Origin of the sequence: Roseburia sp. OM02-15 (assembly GCF_003481835.1) — a bacterium.
GTDB lineage: Bacteria > Bacillota > Clostridia > Lachnospirales > Lachnospiraceae > Eubacterium_I > Eubacterium_I ramulus_A.
Map to the genome: position 1 here is coordinate 27,602 of NZ_QULX01000021.1, position 16,533 is coordinate 44,134.

Here is a 16,533-nt window from a genome sequence, read left to right on the forward strand (position 1 = left end):
GATTCTGGCAAGCTGGGTTTCGCTGTCCTCTGGCCGCTGGGGCGCTTCATTCCCGGCGATCATGTGGTCTAAGGTCTGGCACAGGTCAGCGGTAAACTGCGACAGCCGCTTTCCAAACGCCTGCGTCAGTACAAAAATCCCCACAAGGGCGCACAGCAGCAGCGTCCCGCCTGTCAGCAGCACCGCAATCTGTTTTGTCACAAGAAACAGGGCTATGGTGATCCCGGACATGGAGAGGACAAGCTCCATTGCCACCCGGCCAAACAGCCGCTTTACCGAGAGGTTTTGAAACTTCATTTTACCTCGCCTCCCGTCCATTGATACCCCATGCCGTAAACGGTCTTGATGTAGGGTGCGCCGCCGTCGGCTTCAATCTTGCTGCGAATACGGCTGATGGAGGTTGTCAGGGTGTGTTCGTCCACAAACCGCTCGTCTATATCCCACAGCTTTTCCAAAAGCTGCCCACGGGTCAGCACTTGCCGGGGATTTTTACGAAACAGGTTCAGCATTTTGTACTCCATCGGGGATAGAGTCAGGGGCTTGCCGTTTAAGGAAGCCGTCTGCTCCGAGAAGTCCAGAAACAACCGCCCGTCGTCGTAAATGTCCTTGGCCGGTTTGTGGTGTTCCAGCATGGCGAACATGGCTTTGATTTTTCGCTGCAAGGCCCCGATCACAAAGGGCTTTGTGATGTAGTCCACCGCGCCCACCTCATAGCCCCGTATCTGGTCGCTCTCCTGATCGTTGGCGGTCAGGAATATTACGATGGTGTCCGGGTGCTGGGGCTTTATCAGCTTGCACAGTTCAAAACCGTTCCCGTCCGGCAGGTTGATGTCCAGCAGCACTAAATCAAATTCCCGCTGGCGGATGGCTTCGGCTGCGGTTCTGGCATTTAGGGCAGAAGTCACGCCGTAGCCGTCTGCGGTCAGGTTATAGTCTAACATCTTATTCAAAAAACTGTCGTCCTCGACAATTAAAATCTGCTCCATATTCTCACTTCCTTTGCTTTTTGCAGATAGTATAACAGGCAAATGTCCGAGAATTGTTACAAGGACAAATATATTTATCATTTTACAGCTTTTTTATGTGTACTGCAATTTTATAAAAGAAAGGACAGCAGTATCATCAAATTGCTGTCCTTGCGGTTTATTATAGCTGGTAGTGTATAAGCGTGGGTTCATCATATTTGGTGTGGTATCTTTAACTATGGGAAACTCCTCTCTCCCATTTGCTAACTGCTGATTCTGATACAAATAACTGCTTTGCCAGCTCTTTTTGCGAGAGCCCGGCTTCTTTTCGTTTTTCTTTTATATATCTTCCGAAATTTTCTCTTTTTTCCATTTCAGATTTTGCTCCTTTCGATTTCTGCAGCGCTGTCTGTGCTCCCAGTTATAACAGCAATCCCCGCACCCGTCAATCTTTTCGGTCAAAAAAAGGACTCGACCGTTGGTCAAGTCCAGTGTTTATGCGGGTTTGCGACGCATTATCTCGTTTTCAGATCCAGACAGACAGTTCCGAAAATCGGTTCCAAAACGGTCAGAATCTCCTCTCGTTTTTCCATTACAAGGGAAAGCTGCTCCGGTTTTACCTGAAGCTTTGCATAGCCTTCCGGATGGCGCACACGAAAATCTGTAAATCCCATAGCTGTCAGTGCGGTCTCTGCCTGTTCTACATCCTGAAGCTGTTTTGCCCTGATCCGTGTACCGGAAGGAATACGGGTTGCCAGACAGGCGTACGCCGGTTTCCGTGCAGTAAATAATCCAAGTTTTTCGGATTCATCCCGAAGTGCCGGTTTTGTGATCCCGCAAATACGAAGCGGTGACAGTACTTTCAGTTCCTGCAACGCTTTCATCCCCGGCCTGTCGTCTGCATCATCGGACGCATTTGTTCCATCTGCCAGACAGGTAAATCCAAGTTCCAGTGCTTTCTTCTGAATCTCGGTAAAAATAACTGTTTTGCAATAATAGCAGCGATTTGACGGATTCTGTACAACCGCCTCCTGACTTAATACATCCCGTTCCAAAATCGTCAACGGAATATCATACTCCTTGCAGAAGCGAATGGCATCCTCCCGTTCAAATGCCGGTTGAAATGCTGTGGATACATAGATCGCTGTCATTTCTTTTGCATATTTTTTTGCCATATAAGCTAAGTAGGCAGAATCTGTTCCTCCGGAAAACGCAATTGCGATCCGCGGATTTTCTGTAAAAAACTCTTGCAGTGTCATTCCTTCTCCTTTATGACTAAATGTACTCTTTTCGACCACTCTTGTCCGGGATTCCCATCTCGGTACGATATTTATTGACCGTACGGCGGGACAGTTTAATTCCTTTTGCCGCAAGCTGGTCACTGATTGTCTGATCGCTGTACGGTTTTTTCTTATTCTCACCGTCTACGATCTCCTGGATCATAGCTTTCATCTGCTCCGGTGTCTTTTCGTCCCCTTCATTTCCGCAGCTGCTCTTTACTGCAACAGAAGTCAGGAAATAGTTCAGCGGAAACACGCCCCAGGAACATTGCAGATATTTGCCCCTCATGGCACGGCTGATGGTAGATTCATGGAGATTCAATTCTTCTGCCAGATCTACCAGACGCATCGGGCGCTTATGTCCGGGTCCATACATGAAAAAATCATTCTGTTTTGCTACCAGCAGATGCATAACACGGGATAAAGTGGAGGAACGCTGTGAAATGCAGTTAGATACCCACTGTGCCTGCTGTACTTTATCTTTCAGATATTTTTTTGCTTCCTCATCGGTGGTACTCTCCATCATCGCCTGATAATAGCCACTGATGGAAAATCCCGGATACTGATATTCATTAATCAATATTTCAAACTGATCTTCCAGTTTTACCACAACCGCATCCGGACTGATATAACGAAGCTGCTCACGGTCACTGAAGGAGCTTCCCGGCTTTGGATTCAGCTTGCGAATCTCCTCACAGGCATCCTGCACTTCCTCCAGAGAAACCTGAAGCTTTTTCGCAATGTTTGGCAGATGATTTTTGGCAACTTCTTCCATATAATTCTTGATGATCTCCACCGTTACATCAGAATAGTCCTTAATCCGCTCCACCTGAAGTAACAGACATTCCTGAAGGTTTCTGGCGCCAACGCCTGCCGGATCCAGCTCCTGAATCTCCTGCAGCATTTCCTCTACCACTTCTTCAGATGTCGAAAAATGCTCTGCAACCTGTGCAATGTCCCCCACAAAATAGCCTTTGGAATCTAAAGAACAGACCAAATAGTCCACAATCGCCCGTTCCAGATCTGTGTAATCCGCCAGTAAAAGCTGTGCATGCAGATATTCTTCCAGATTTTCCTCAGACTGTCTGCTGTCATGCCAGTTTGCTTCCATATTTTCGTCAGACCGCTCCTGCTGATAATACACGCGGTTCTGCAAATCGGTGGATTCCAACCAGTCCAGCTTACGCTGCAAATCTTCCTGATGAGTATCTGCTTTTACCGGACTGGTCTCTGCCAGTTCGATCACCGGATTTTCCAATGCAAGTTTCTCTATATAACCTTCCAGTTCCTGAGCGCTCATTTGAAGAATCTCCATCGACTGGACCATGTGTTGTGACAAAATCTGCTTCTGACTAAGCTCCATCTTCAGTTCCATTGTAATTTTCCTCTTCTCCGTATCTTATATGACTCTTTTGTAATGAATGAATATACACTTATTTTACAACAAGCTTACGTTCTTTTTCAAGATGCGTAACAATTACAGCTCATACATCATGCTATGTTACAGCTCACACATCACATGTATTCATGTAATGATCATACTTACATGAGGAATTACATGGATACACAGTGATGAAAAGAACCGTAACCATACTAGTTCTGCTAATTTTTCAACTCTAATTCTTGACAAACTACAGGTAATATATGAGCTGTTATTTTTCATTTATTTGTTTTTAAATATCCCCGTCATCTACAGGGATGTCTTCCATCTCTATTTTTGATAACCAAGAAAAGCTCTTACACAGCTTAATTGTTCAAATTCTTTTGTGCCGAAACCATATCCGATCTCTTCGATTTCCATATTCATCTGTCTTGTGAATGTTTCAACAAAGTATTTTAAAATAGCGGCACCTGTCGGTGTCAGTAATTCCCCGTCAAAGCTGCTGCAATATACCGGCATGCCTTTGATGATCTCTGCGGTTGCCGGAGCCGGAACAGGAAGTACACCGTGTGCACAGCGAACAGTGCCATTTCCCACGCAGACCGGAGAAGCCTGAATCTCATCCACGCCAAGCATCTCGATGGCAAGACTGCTGCCAACCACATCAATTAACGCATCCACAGAACCAACTTCATGGAAGTGGATCTGCTCCATATCGGTACGATGAACGGTACTCTCTGCGGCTGCGATAGCGCGGTAAATGCCTTCTGCATGTTTCTTTACGATATCGCTCAGATCCAGTGAACTGATTTTTTCCAAAATGGACGCAACACTTGTATGTGCATGATGTCCGTGACGATGTGCATGCATATGTCCATCTTCATGGTGAGGGTCGTGGGTATGTGCGTCTTCATGTGCATGATCGTGTCCATGACCATCCTCGTGAGTATGTACGTGTGCATCTTCGTGAGCATGATCGTGTCCATGACCATCCTCATCAGTATGTACATGGACTTCCTCATGGGTATGTTCTGCACAATGACTGTGTTCATGGGTATGCTCATGCATCTCTCCATGATCATGATGATGCTCATGAGTATGCTCAACGCCTTCTTCTTCCCCGTTGATCTCAACTTTCATATGAATGCCACCGATTCCCTGTTTGCATGTTTCCTGCGGAATTACGTGCACTTCTTCGCTGATTGCATTTATTTTTTTCAAAAATATGGTTTTCTGTTCCTCTGTGAGCAGGCTGTATAATGCCCCCATCAGCATATCCCCGGCTGCTCCCGTCTTACATTCCAGATATAATACTTTCTTCATTTTAAATTCCCTCACTCAAAAAAATCTACTTCACGAACTTCTGGATCGCATCTCCAAACTCTTTGATCTTGTCGTAATCCTCGTCCTCAACTGCTTCTATGATACAATGATTCAGATGATCCATCAAAATTACTTTTCCGGCATTATTAATCGCAGAACGAACCGCTGCCAGCTGCGTCAGAATTTCCGAACAGTCATCTTCCCGGTCTACCATCCGTTTTACTGCCTCCAGATGACCAATGGCTCTTGCCAACCGGTTAGAAACTGCCTTGGAATTTGGATGATGATGTCCATGACCATGCTCATGAGATGTGCCTTCCTCATGCAAATGGTCATGATCCAGTCCAAGTTCATGTGCCAGTCTGTGCGCCTGTTCTGCCGCATCGGATCTCTGCTGTTTTTCCACCTTTGACTCTTTTACCTTTGCCATGTTCCTACCTCTTCATGATTTTGTTTGCCAGACATGCTGCTCCATATCCGTTATCAATATTTACTACACCGATTCCATTCGCGCAGCTGTTCAGCATGGAAAGTAATGCTGCCAGTCCTCCAAAACTTGCGCCATAACCTACGCTGGTTGGTACTGCGATCACCGGCACTTCCACCAGACCACCGACGACACTTGCCAGCGCGCCTTCCATACCTGCGATCACGATGATCACATCTGCACTCTGGATCCGGTCGATCTTGCCAAACAGACGATGAATACCTGCCACACCTACGTCGTATACACGGTCTACTTTGTCACCGAAAAATTCAGCGGTCAGTGCTGCTTCTTCTGCCACCGGAATATCCGAAGTACCTGCTGTCACCACCGCAATGGTTCCTTTTTCCACTTCCGGCTCCGGCATTGCACCAACCATGATAATTTTGGAAAGTTTTTCATATACTGCTTCCGGCGCAACTTCTTTTACTGCCTCATAGGATGCTTCCGATGCCCGTGTCACCAGAATCCTTGCATTATCATGCATCATGTGGCTTACGATACCTGCGATCTGCTCCGGTGTCTTGCCCTGTCCGAAAATGACCTCTGCCTCTCCGGTACGGAGATTTCTGTGCTGATCGATATTGGCATAACCGATATCCTCATACGGCAAATGCTTTAAAGATTCCAATGCCGTATCCACATCCATGCTGTTTTCCGAAACTTTCTTTAATATATCCGATAAATATGTTACATCCATGATTTACCCTCCAATTACAATTCGTATGGCATCTTTTGACCCCAACATCTTACTTTAATTATAATATACTGCAATTTTTGTGCCAGTTTTGTTTTTTCCATTTTTCCCATATTCTAGCAGAAAATCGGGCATTTTACAGCAATTACTGTTCCATTTTTTCAAAATAATATCATTTTTGTTGCAATTTTTAAACACCCTTCTTTTTTCCTTTGTTGCATTTTTCGAACAGACCTGCAACGACTGTTTACAAAATTGTTAAAAATTGCTATAATAACAGAACAGCTAAAACCCCAGGGGAGGGATTATATACATATGAATCAATATTTAGCCATTTACCAGATTCGGCAAATGCTGCAAAAGCTGATTTCGGAAACAGCTGATGCAGATCTTGCTGACAAACTGAAAAACATTGATCATCAGTTAAATTATTTTTTAGATAAGGGAATCGATTTTAAACAAGTGGTAGACGGGATTGACGACAGTATCTTTATCACAGACAACAAAGGAAATGTGTTATATGTAAATCCTGCCTACACACGCAACACAGGGATTGAATCGGAACGGGTAATTAACCATAACATTTATGATCTGATTGAAAAGGACAAGCTGTACAGCGGCGGCGCGATTCCGGATGTTTTAAGCACCGGAAAACCGGCATTCCGTCTCTCTACGACTTATGCCAACGGCACACCGCTGACCGGATACGCTTCCGGAACACCAATCTTTGACTCTGACGGATCGCTTAAGCAGGTCATTGCCAGCAGCCGACCGATTGTGTCCCTGCAGTCCTTGAAAGAAGATTTCAACACCTTTATCAAAGAGATTCAGGAGATGAATCCGCAAAATTCCTGTGCAGAATCAGAAAAATCCTTAAATGACGAAATGATCGGCAAAGACGGAACCCTTGCCAATATCTGGACGCTGATCAGTCATGTAGCACCATCTGATGCCACCGTTCTGATTACCGGTGAATCCGGTGCCGGTAAAGAAGTCATCGCGGATGAGATCTACCGAAACAGCAACCGCAACGACAAACCATTTGTAAAAATCAACTGTGCGGCAATCCCGGCACACCTTCTGGAATCCGAATTATTCGGTTATGAAAAAGGTGCCTTTTCCGGTGCAAATGCAAAGGGAAAACAGGGACTTTTTGAGCTGGCAAACCACGGAACTCTGATGCTAGATGAGATCGGTGATATGCCAATGGATCTGCAGGTCAAATTACTGCGTGCGATCCAGCAGCAGGAAATCACAAGAATCGGTGGTTCCCGTCCCATCAAACTGGATATCCGTTTCCTTGCACTGACCAACTCCAACTTAAAAGAGAAGATAGCAAACGGAACCTTCCGACAGGATCTCTATTACCGTTTAAACGTAATTCCGATCTATGTTCCGCCTCTGCGGGAACGTGTTGCAGATATCGAAGCATTGTGCAACCGCTTTATTGAAGTCTTTTCTGCAAAATACAACCGTCCGTTCTCTCTGACCGAACAGCAGTTAACCTACCTAAAACAATATTCCTGGCCGGGCAATATCCGTGAGCTGGAGAATATTATTGAGTATCTGGTGCTTTGCAGTTCCGGTATCGGACAGGTAGACGATTCCATCATTGCAGGACTGTTAAATATTTCTCAGGAACAGGAGCCGACAATCACCGCAGACATGGATTTCAGCAGCGCGGTTGCCCAGTTTGAGAAAAATCTTCTGGAGACCACATTAAAGACCTCCGGAAACCTTCGGGAAGCAGGCAAGAAACTGAATATCAATGCTTCCACCATTTCACGAAAAATTAAACAATACAATATTGACTATCCAAACAAAAAGGAATAATGCGTCAGAATCATGATGAATCAGCAAATTATTATATCCAATGTGTGTGAACAGCTTGCCGACATCTCAGCGTCTACTCAGAACGAATCTGCACAGCGCAAAATTCAGGATATTTTACAGGCTCTTCATACGTTTCAGTTACGAAATATTGATTACAAATCTGCCATCGATCATCTGACCGATGGCATTTTAATCAGCGATGCAACCGGAATGGTATTGTATATAAACAATGCCTTTGCCCAGAGCACACACATTCTCCCGGAAGAAATCCTGAACCACAAAATACAAGACTTGCAGGGCCAGGACAGGCTCTACACCGGCGGCGTCATTCAGGAAATTATAACAACACATAAAAGTGCGTTTCGACTATGCACGACTTATAAAACAGATCCGCCATTGCGTGGATATCTGGCAGGAACACCTATATTCAACGAAAACGGCGAACTTCATTTAATCGTAGTCTGTCACCGTTCTCTCATCACACTTCGCGACCTTCAATCAGATTTCCAGACATTTCTGCAGGAACTCCGACAAGTAGCTCCTAACAGTTCAAGTAACCCCGACACAAATGACAATTCCATAGTCTCATCGGAAAATATTATGATCGGAAAAAACGGATCTCTGGCCAATATCTGGAATCTGATCCGACATATTGCACCGACAGATGCTACCGTACTGATCACCGGCGAATCCGGTGCCGGAAAAGAAGTAGTTGCCGATGAAATATTTCAAAACAGTGCACGAAAAAACGAACCCTGCATCAAAATCAACTGCGCCTCCATTCCGGCAGACCTGCTGGAATCCGAATTGTTCGGTTATGAAAAAGGTGCCTTTTCCGGTGCGAATCCAAACGGCAAAAAGGGATTATTTGAACAGGCAAATCATGGTACGTTAATGCTGGATGAGATTGGTGATATGCCAATGGAACTACAGGTCAAACTGCTCCGTGCCATCCAACAGCAGGAGATTACCCGGGTCGGCGGTTCCCATCCCATCAAACTGGATATCCGTTTTATCGCATTAACCAACTCCAATCTGAAAGAAAAGATTGTAAACGGCACCTTCCGACAGGATCTGTACTACCGGTTAAACGTTATTCCGATCTATGTACCGCCTCTGCGAGAGCGCCTGCAGGATCTGGAAGCACTGTGCAACACCTTTATCCGGAAATATACGGAAAAATATCATTGCGCTTTTGCTTTCACAAATCAGCAGCTTAATCTGTTAAAAACCTATCACTGGCCGGGAAATATCCGTGAACTGGAAAATATTATTGAGTACGTGATATTATGCAGTGCCGGAGAAGGCACGATCGAAGATTCCGTTCTGTCCAGTCTGTTGAATTTGAGCCTTCCACCGGAACACACAGTTCTGGATACAGATTTTTACGGTGCGGTAGAACAGTTTGAAAAACAGTTGATCGAAGAAGCACTTACTTCCTGCGGAAGTCTGAGAAAAGCAGCAAAGAAATTAAATCTGAATCCATCCACGGTTTCACGGAAAATAAAATTGTATAACATTTTACCCCCCCCCGATGAAATCGTGATGATAACGCATCGTTCACAGCATTCACAGCAATAATAATGCCCCGCCAGCCGGCGGGGCATTTTATATAGAGAAAGTAATACACCTTTCGGTAATATTTATGAATTACGCGGTTGCTGCAGCACCGAATCTTTGTTCTGCCGCTACCTGTACCATTTCTTCCCAGGATGAAAATCTGGTACTTTCTTTTACGAAGTTATCCATCAGAAGCTGAGCGTAAACCATTTTATCGGCTTTCCAGTTCGTGATAACTGCGCTGGAATACTGAAATCCTTCAAAATTAGAAAAATTAGTATTTTCCTCCATGAATTCATCGGTAAAAATGGTATTCAGCAAATTGCGAAGCTTCTGATCCATGTCTACATACACGTATCCTTCCATTATCTCTCGTCCGGATGCTCCTCGTAATATTTGTCAGCAGCTTTGAATACAAAGTCACGCCATACTGCTGCGTCTCTTGCCATACATGGACGGATGATTTCTTCCTCCTGGTCACCCATACCATTGATGACTTCTTTTCTCTGAACGGTCAGATACAGTGCCGGCTCATTTGGCGGGCAGCCAAGGATCCAGTATGCATTCGGATGATCTTTCAGATATTTCTTTGTACAGTTTCCGTGAAGTACGATCTTCTCATCCGGAATATCCTTCGGAATCTCGTTCTTTCCACCGATAACAACTGTCATACCTGCGTTCTTGTCATACTCGTTAACAGCTTTCAGTTCTTCCATGTTGATTGCAAGAAGTGCCTGGCAGCTTGAGCATGCGCCTTCACATTTTACATCATATTCCGGCCAACGTGTGCTCATGTCGCCGATATATGGAATCCACATTTTTTTGTAGCTCTCTTCGATGGTATTACCAACAACCTCGATATCCTCAAGGTCATAGTTTCCAAGACCTGTCTCTTTTGCTACTTTGAAGTAATCTACACAGGAAGTATCGATACCTGTTACTTCACAGGCCACACGGTCGATAGCAACCGGATCTTTGGAACCAAGAATCATGTTTGTCTCGATCGGAACCGGCATATGCGGGCTGTATCCACTTGCTGCACGCATAGCATCCATGATGTTGATATCGGCACGACATGCACTCCATACATCCATCATAGCCATAGTCAGGTTCTGCTGATGCATCTGCATATGTACTTTATCCTGTACGACACCTTTGATGTTCTTTAATGCTCCTGAGAATACCATGCTGGCATGTGCTTTCAGGATCGGAAGGTTGATCAGGTGATCTGCTTCCATTAAGAATTTTGGAAGTAATACATGATCGATATTGGAACGGTAACCACGAACGGCAACATTTACCAGATCTTTGTCACGTTTGATATCTTTTAATTCAACGCCCTCTTCCTCTGCAACAGCAGCAATTCCACTTACGCGGAAGCACTCCTCTGTGTCACAGCCGATTGCAGCTGCTTCTGCAACGATGATACGTTTCGGGTTCGCTTTTTTTACCTCGCGGATAACGGCACGAACTACTTCCGGGTTCGTACATACAGATGTCTCAGGTGGCTCTGCATGTCCTGCGTTCGGTTTCAGTACAACTGTGGAACCTTTTCTGATTACGTTTTCTACTCCACCCATAAGGTCGAATACTTTGGTGACATTTTCCTGAATGTCAGTGCCTTTTACAAGGGCAACCAGAGATTTTTTCGCCATATTATAATCCTCCTTTTTTGATACCTTGTTACTTACTTTATATATTGCAAAACCTGTGCCAGTTTTAAATGGCGCATTTTCGCGGTTTTTTCGACTTTTTTGTTGCGTCAACGCATCCTTCAATTATTTTTGTTGCAGTTTTGTCACACATTTGTGCAACAACCTCTTTTCATTATTTCACTATTTTGTTGTTTTCCAATCCAAGTTGAACTGATGGTCTTTTGTCAGACCAACGAAAATGATGTTGAGCAGCGCGATCACTGCCAGAATCAGATAACTCCATCTCAGACTTCCGGTTGCATTTAAGCTGATACCGTTGATCATAAATGCACTTGCAGTCAAAATAGACTGAATTGGGAAGATGACACTGTTTACAGTCTCAAAACCATGGCGTCCGAATACAGATGACGGGAAGGATGTCATAAAGTTTGCGGAACCACCGATGGAAATACCAATCATAATAACTGCGATATACATACCTGCTGTGGTATTGGTAACATTGGAAAGAATTGCTGCTGCATACCAGATACAAAACAGGATCATAACTTTCTTTGTACCGAATTTGTCATCCAGAATTCCGATGAACCAGGAACCAAAGATACCAACGACAGCAATAACGGTCATCATGGAAATTGCCTGAGTTGCAGACATTCCAAGCTCCTGGTTTCGTACCACCAGCTGACTCATAACACCGGTAGAACAGCACTGTAAGAGACCTGTTGCGATACCTACTGTCCATACTGCCGGAGTTTTTAACAGTTTTCCAACCGTCCAGCGTTTGTCATCTTCTGCACTGTCTGTATCGTACTCTGCTTTAAACACTTCGTCAGATACCATATCCGGATTTAAACCACGTTCCTGCGGAGTATCGCGCATAAATACCAGACCGATTACTGCAAGAACTGCTACTAAAACGCCCGGAACGATAACACCTTTTTCAAATCCCATTTTTGCAATGATGAGTGTCATCATCGGAACCCAGGTTGCGGATGCGATATTTAATCCCATGGTTGTATATCCCATAACCACACCTTTACGTTTCGGGAACCACTGTGCTACCAGCGCACCACCTGCCACATAACCTGCGGACATAATAGAACCAATCAGACAGGTATAAGCGATGGTATACACTGCAAGATTCGGGCAGTTACCCATAACAATATATGCAACACCGGAGATGATCAGTGTGATCGCTGCCACTTTTCTGGCGCCAATCTTTTTGGTCAGCTGGGAAAATGCAATGTAGAAGATAACACCAAGAATTCCACCGTAAGAATTCATCTGCAGAACTGTTCCGGACTGAATACCAAGATGTTCCGCTACTGCCGGTGCTGTAATGTTGTTACCATCTGTACAAAATCCTACGAAGAACCAGAACATTGCCATACAGAAAATGATCGTACCCCATCCGGCTTTACCAAAACTTACCAATGAGTTGCCATTTTTTTTGTTTTTTTCCATAATAAAACTCCCTTCAACAACAAAAAAGTCAAAAAAAAATAGAACCTAACCCTTTTCCATCAGATTCCGTTATTATTATCAAGAAAGTGTGCTATTGCGCACTTCCGTAATAATCATCTTTGAATAGCACATCTTTCTTGTCCGCGCTGAGCACAATTGCAACGCAATAATTTTCTCTTGTGCGAATGTGCATTATCTGCACGAAGTGCTTTGTTCATAGGAATTTCTGTAATTTCCTATGAATTTAAAACGCACTGACAATGTTACACACGCAATCATTGCCAGTGCATAAATTCATCTCTTATAGTATGACGCTATTTTTCAATAACATTCATTAGTGAGCCGCAGATTCTGCAACACTCTCCTTGTCTGCCAGAGCTGCCATCTTCAGATCCTTATTTACTGCCACTTTGCTGCAGTATACAGTTGTGATCAGGATTGCAACAAGGATAATTCCCTCGATTGCCTCTGAAAGGGCACTGGATACACCAAGGATGATCATTCCGTTCTCAATAACTACGATTGTGAAGGAACCAATGATCAGTTTGTAAATTTTTGCGGAAAAACCACCGGTTGTCAGAATACCGCCAAGGAAGATCGCCATCTGAACCTTCATCTCCAGCATATTACACAGTGTACTTGTAGAACCACCGACACGGCAGATCTGTACCAGACCGATGATACCTGCCATCAGACCGGAGATCATGAAGCAGATGATACGGATTTTCTTTACGTTGATACCTACGGAGTGAACGGTTCTCTCGTTCTCACCGATACATTTGCAGTAGAAACCGAATTTGGTATACTCAAATACAAACCATACGATCACGATCAGAGCAATCAGCAGAATAATTGTAAATGCAAAAGATGTTACAAAGCTGATTCCTTTTGGTGCTGCGATGGAGCTCTGCTGAAGCATAAAGTTCAGCAGTCCACGTCCTGCGATCAGGATTGCCAGTGTACACATGAAGGATCCTACATGGAATTTTGTAACAATAAAACCGATCAGTGCACCTAAAGCGGTAGAAAGGATAATTGTGACCGGAATTGCCACCCATCCTGCTGTCTGTGCAGAGATAACTGCTGCGATGCTGGAACAGAGAGCTGCACTTGCACCGATGGAAATATCTGTACCACCAAGTGCGATAACGAAAATACATCCCAAACTTCCGATGATGACCGGAACCACGTTTGTACAGAGCAGTTTTAAGTTGTAGGATGATAATGTTGCACCGTTTGATGCGACAGTAAAGATAATAAAGATACCTGCCAGAATAAAGATTGGCACAATATCCAGTAATTGAATTTTACCCTGCTTTTTCATTATACCATCACCTCAATAATTTCTTCCTCGTTGAAGCCGGAACTACGTCCGATCGTTTTCTTAACTTCGCCGTTTTTCATAACTACAATGTTGTCTGCCATACCGATTGCCTCTACCAGCTCATCGGTGATCATGATCGTGCCGATACCTTTTTTCTTGGCTTCTCTCAGACAATCATAGATATATGCTTTGACACCTACGTCAACGCCTCGTGTCGGGCAGTCAACGATCAGGATGCTCAGATCTTTTGCAAGCCATCTTCCTAAGTTTACTTTCTGTTTGTTACCACCGGACAGACCGTTTACGTTCTGGTTGGTGCCGGTACATTTCAGATGGAAAGATCTTCTGTTTTCCTCTGCCATTTTCTTTAACTGTGCGTAATTCAGGAAACCTGCTTTTCCTGCAACATCCTCGATGGACGGAAGTACAAAGTTTCTCATGATGGTTGTCTTCATCATCATAGCCTCGCCGTCACGATCCTTCGGAACGTAAGCCATCTTGTGCTCCAGTGCCTGAATAGACTGTGTGATCTTGACATTGTCTTTGTTCAGGAATACTTCGCCTTCCTTCGGTGTGGTCAGACCGTACGCGATCGGACCTACTTCGTGGATACCGGAATCACTCAGTCCGCAGAATGCAAGGATCTCACCTTTATGTAAGTCTACATTTAAGTTCTTTACGCCCTCTGTTGTAACGTTTTTGATGGAAAATACAACTTCGTCATCATAATCGTTTTCCCAGTCGGTACGATAGTAAGCGCCGCCAAGTTCACGACCTACCATTTTGCGTTTCAGAATGTCTTCGTTCAGACCTTCACTGGAAATTGTCTCAAGCAGCTCACCGTCTCGTAAGATGGAGATGGAGTCTGTCAGCTGGATTGCCTCGTCCAGATCGTGGGAGATCAGGATGATGGAACGTCCTTCGCCTTTGAATTTTTCGATCAGATTATATAAAACTTTACGGTTATCGTGGGAAAGTGACTGTGTCACCTCATCCAGAATCAGAATGTCCGGATCAGCTGCCAGTGCACGGATCAGCTCGACCATTTTTCTGTTCTCAATATTCATGCTGCCTGCCATACGTTTCAGGTTTACTCTCGGAAGTCCCCAACGATCGGAAACTGCGTTTGCCTGATCCTGCAGGTCGTTCATTTTGATAAATTTCTTTGTTTTTCCAAGATAGATATTGATGCTTGCCGGAAGAGAACCGATCATTCCCAACTCCTGTACGACCATTGCTACTTTATGGTTGTTGGCATCTACCGGGTTTTTCGGAGAATACTCTTCTCCACGGATGTACATTTTTCCAGAATCACTTCCGTACAGACCTGCGATCTGGGACAGAAGTGTGGATTTACCGGAACCATTCTCACCGGCAAGTCCGCGAACTTCTCCGGCTTTTAACTCAAAGTTGATATTTACATTTGCATGTGTAATTCCAAAACTTTTGTTAAGGTTTTCAATTTTCAACAATACTTCGCTCATTACTTGACAACCCCCTTAACTTTACGCTGTGCTAAGATAGCAAACAGGATTACGATAACACCAAGGATGAAATCCTGGAATGTACCAGACGGAACACCAAATAATGTCAACACGTTAAAGATCAGTGTGATCAGGAATGTTGAAATCGGTACCGCAATGATAACATTGATGGAGCTTGCCAGAGCAAGTGCCAGTAACGCTGCTGCCATCGGCTGGAATGTGGTACTTAAACTGGTCAGACCTGACTGTGCATTTACGAATGCTGCGTAGCTCTCTTTGATAACACCTGCATATCCAAAGAATGCACCTGCTACGATACCGCCAAGGATCATCGCTTTATCTACGTTGATACCCATTACCTTTGCTACATCTTCGTTGTCACCGGTTGCACGGTAGTTGATACCAAGTGATGTGTGATTAAAGATGATGTATGCAACAACGATACCGATGATCCAGCAAATGTAGATACCCGGCTGCTGTCCTAAGAAACGGATGTCATTGTTCATAACAACAACTTTCTGTCCTTTTGCAGCTACGCTGTTTGCATAGTTTACGGCGATCGCCTCATATACCATCAAAAGGCCAAGTCCTGCAATCCATGGCGGGATCTTTGTAATACGGTAAACTAAGAAGTTTAACAGCATACATCCAACACCAACTGCGATACCGCCGATTACCATTACCGGAACGCCGTATGCGTTTCCAAGAAGACCGGTTGCTGTACAGGCTAAGATTACGATTCCACCAGGGGAAAGGTCTGTTACGTTACCGGTAAATACGATCAAAAAGCCAAAAGCTACTAATGTCGGAACTACGGAACCTGCAAGAACGTTTTTCAGGTTCTTCGGGTTGAGCAGTTTGCCTTCTGTCAGTACGTTTAAGATAATGATTGCTACAATGACCGCTACTGCGATGACTGCGAAAGTAATCATTTTCTTTTTCGACTGCTTACTTAAACCTTGTGCACTCATATATTGCCTCCAAAATTATTTTCTAACTTCGTTTCTTATGTTTTAATTATTCTGGCAGATTGTAGATGGTATCTGCATATGTTTTCAGGAACTCATCATATGTATCTACTGTTAC

15 protein-coding genes and 1 pseudogene are annotated in these 16,533 nt (G+C 44.3%); 2 read left to right on the forward strand and 14 right to left on the reverse strand.

Annotated features, from left to right (window positions below):
- The 8 genes and pseudogenes from DXB15_RS17345 to larB all read right to left on the reverse strand — a co-directional run.
- Positions 1-297 (reverse strand): annotated as a pseudogene (locus DXB15_RS17345) (sensor histidine kinase); the annotation flags it as partial.
- Positions 294-986 (reverse strand): response regulator transcription factor, encoded by a 693-nt coding sequence (locus tag DXB15_RS14360; protein WP_015533258.1) that lies wholly within the window; start codon positions 984-986, stop codon positions 294-296. The pseudogene DXB15_RS17345 and the gene DXB15_RS14360, both read right to left, overlap by 4 nt.
- A gap of 211 nt (positions 987-1,197) precedes the next feature.
- The gene (locus DXB15_RS14365; protein WP_118703329.1) at positions 1,198-1,338 is read right to left on the reverse strand and encodes a helix-turn-helix domain-containing protein; all 141 of its coding nucleotides are present in this window, start codon (positions 1,336-1,338) and stop codon (positions 1,198-1,200) included.
- A 142-nt stretch (positions 1,339-1,480) separates the two neighbouring features.
- Entirely contained in the window at positions 1,481-2,224 is a 744-nt protein-coding gene (gene larE / locus DXB15_RS14370) for an ATP-dependent sacrificial sulfur transferase LarE (protein WP_109216578.1), read from the reverse strand.
- A gap of 16 nt (positions 2,225-2,240) precedes the next feature.
- A complete protein-coding gene (rpoN, locus tag DXB15_RS14375; RefSeq protein WP_118703330.1) occupies positions 2,241-3,620 on the reverse strand; it encodes an RNA polymerase factor sigma-54 in 1,380 nt (459 codons plus the stop codon).
- A 336-nt stretch (positions 3,621-3,956) separates the two neighbouring features.
- Positions 3,957-4,949, reverse strand: coding sequence for a LarC family nickel insertion protein (gene larC / locus DXB15_RS14380; protein ID WP_118703331.1), 993 nt, complete (start codon positions 4,947-4,949; stop codon positions 3,957-3,959).
- Positions 4,950-4,974: 25 nt separating this feature from the next.
- A complete protein-coding gene (locus tag DXB15_RS14385) occupies positions 4,975-5,379 on the reverse strand; it encodes a metal-sensing transcriptional repressor (RefSeq protein ID WP_109216581.1) in 405 nt (134 codons plus the stop codon).
- Between the two features lie 4 nt (positions 5,380-5,383).
- Positions 5,384-6,133 carry a nickel pincer cofactor biosynthesis protein LarB gene (gene larB / locus DXB15_RS14390; protein WP_118703332.1) on the reverse strand — a complete coding sequence of 250 codons (750 nt, stop codon included), beginning with the start codon at positions 6,131-6,133 and terminating at the stop codon, positions 5,384-5,386.
- 312 nt (positions 6,134-6,445) lie between these two features.
- On the opposite strand from larB, the gene DXB15_RS14395 reads away from it, so the two are divergent.
- Positions 6,446-7,963 carry a sigma-54 interaction domain-containing protein gene (locus DXB15_RS14395; protein ID WP_118703333.1) on the forward strand — a complete coding sequence of 506 codons (1,518 nt, stop codon included), beginning with the start codon at positions 6,446-6,448 and terminating at the stop codon, positions 7,961-7,963.
- A 12-nt stretch (positions 7,964-7,975) separates the two neighbouring features.
- The gene (locus DXB15_RS14400; protein WP_243115660.1) at positions 7,976-9,544 is read left to right on the forward strand and encodes a sigma-54 interaction domain-containing protein; all 1,569 of its coding nucleotides are present in this window, start codon (positions 7,976-7,978) and stop codon (positions 9,542-9,544) included.
- Between the two features lie 69 nt (positions 9,545-9,613).
- On the opposite strand, the gene DXB15_RS14405 is transcribed toward DXB15_RS14400, so the two are convergent.
- From DXB15_RS14405 to DXB15_RS14430, 6 genes are all read right to left on the reverse strand, one after another.
- Positions 9,614-9,889, reverse strand: coding sequence for a hypothetical protein (locus DXB15_RS14405; RefSeq protein WP_109216584.1), 276 nt, complete (start codon positions 9,887-9,889; stop codon positions 9,614-9,616).
- A complete protein-coding gene (locus tag DXB15_RS14410; protein ID WP_109216585.1) occupies positions 9,889-11,178 on the reverse strand; it encodes a DUF362 domain-containing protein in 1,290 nt (429 codons plus the stop codon). Before DXB15_RS14410 ends, DXB15_RS14405 begins: the two co-directional genes overlap by 1 nt.
- 180 nt (positions 11,179-11,358) lie before the next feature.
- Complete coding sequence (locus DXB15_RS14415; RefSeq protein WP_109216586.1) at positions 11,359-12,639, reverse strand: MFS transporter; 1,281 nt, start codon at positions 12,637-12,639, stop codon at positions 11,359-11,361.
- A gap of 334 nt (positions 12,640-12,973) precedes the next feature.
- Positions 12,974-13,963, reverse strand: coding sequence for an ABC transporter permease (locus tag DXB15_RS14420; protein ID WP_118703334.1), 990 nt, complete (start codon positions 13,961-13,963; stop codon positions 12,974-12,976).
- Positions 13,963-15,447, reverse strand: a complete 1,485-nt coding sequence (locus tag DXB15_RS14425; protein WP_109216588.1) for a sugar ABC transporter ATP-binding protein — start codon at positions 15,445-15,447, stop codon at positions 13,963-13,965. Before DXB15_RS14425 ends, DXB15_RS14420 begins: the two co-directional genes overlap by 1 nt.
- Positions 15,447-16,418, reverse strand: coding sequence for an ABC transporter permease (locus DXB15_RS14430; RefSeq protein ID WP_109216589.1), 972 nt, complete (start codon positions 16,416-16,418; stop codon positions 15,447-15,449). The genes DXB15_RS14425 and DXB15_RS14430 overlap by 1 nt, the downstream gene beginning before the upstream one ends.
- Positions 16,419-16,533: the final 115 nt, after the last annotated feature.

Excerpts from the sequence above, each read along its gene's own strand:
- DXB15_RS14400 (WP_243115660.1), top strand. The coding sequence starts at position 7,976 with ATGATGAATCAGCAAATTATTATATCCAATGTGTGTGAACAGCTTGCC.
- larB (WP_118703332.1), bottom strand. The coding sequence starts at position 6,133 with ATGGATGTAACATATTTATCGGATATATTAAAGAAAGTTTCGGAAAAC.
- DXB15_RS14415 (WP_109216586.1), bottom strand. The coding sequence starts at position 12,639 with ATGGAAAAAAACAAAAAAAATGGCAACTCATTGGTAAGTTTTGGTAAA.
- larE (WP_109216578.1), bottom strand. The coding sequence starts at position 2,224 with ATGACACTGCAAGAGTTTTTTACAGAAAATCCGCGGATCGCAATTGCG.
- DXB15_RS14395 (WP_118703333.1), top strand. The coding sequence starts at position 6,446 with ATGAATCAATATTTAGCCATTTACCAGATTCGGCAAATGCTGCAAAAG.
- DXB15_RS14385 (WP_109216581.1), bottom strand. The coding sequence starts at position 5,379 with ATGGCAAAGGTAAAAGAGTCAAAGGTGGAAAAACAGCAGAGATCCGAT.
- larC (WP_118703331.1), bottom strand. The coding sequence starts at position 4,949 with ATGAAGAAAGTATTATATCTGGAATGTAAGACGGGAGCAGCCGGGGAT.
- DXB15_RS14420 (WP_118703334.1), bottom strand. The coding sequence starts at position 13,963 with ATGAAAAAGCAGGGTAAAATTCAATTACTGGATATTGTGCCAATCTTT.
- DXB15_RS14365 (WP_118703329.1), bottom strand. The coding sequence starts at position 1,338 with ATGGAAAAAAGAGAAAATTTCGGAAGATATATAAAAGAAAAACGAAAA.
- DXB15_RS14410 (WP_109216585.1), bottom strand. The coding sequence starts at position 11,178 with ATGGCGAAAAAATCTCTGGTTGCCCTTGTAAAAGGCACTGACATTCAG.
- DXB15_RS14430 (WP_109216589.1), bottom strand. The coding sequence starts at position 16,418 with ATGAGTGCACAAGGTTTAAGTAAGCAGTCGAAAAAGAAAATGATTACT.
- rpoN (WP_118703330.1), bottom strand. The coding sequence starts at position 3,620 with ATGGAACTGAAGATGGAGCTTAGTCAGAAGCAGATTTTGTCACAACAC.
- DXB15_RS14360 (WP_015533258.1), bottom strand. The coding sequence starts at position 986 with ATGGAGCAGATTTTAATTGTCGAGGACGACAGTTTTTTGAATAAGATG.
- DXB15_RS14425 (WP_109216588.1), bottom strand. The coding sequence starts at position 15,447 with ATGAGCGAAGTATTGTTGAAAATTGAAAACCTTAACAAAAGTTTTGGA.
- DXB15_RS14405 (WP_109216584.1), bottom strand. The coding sequence starts at position 9,889 with ATGGAAGGATACGTGTATGTAGACATGGATCAGAAGCTTCGCAATTTG.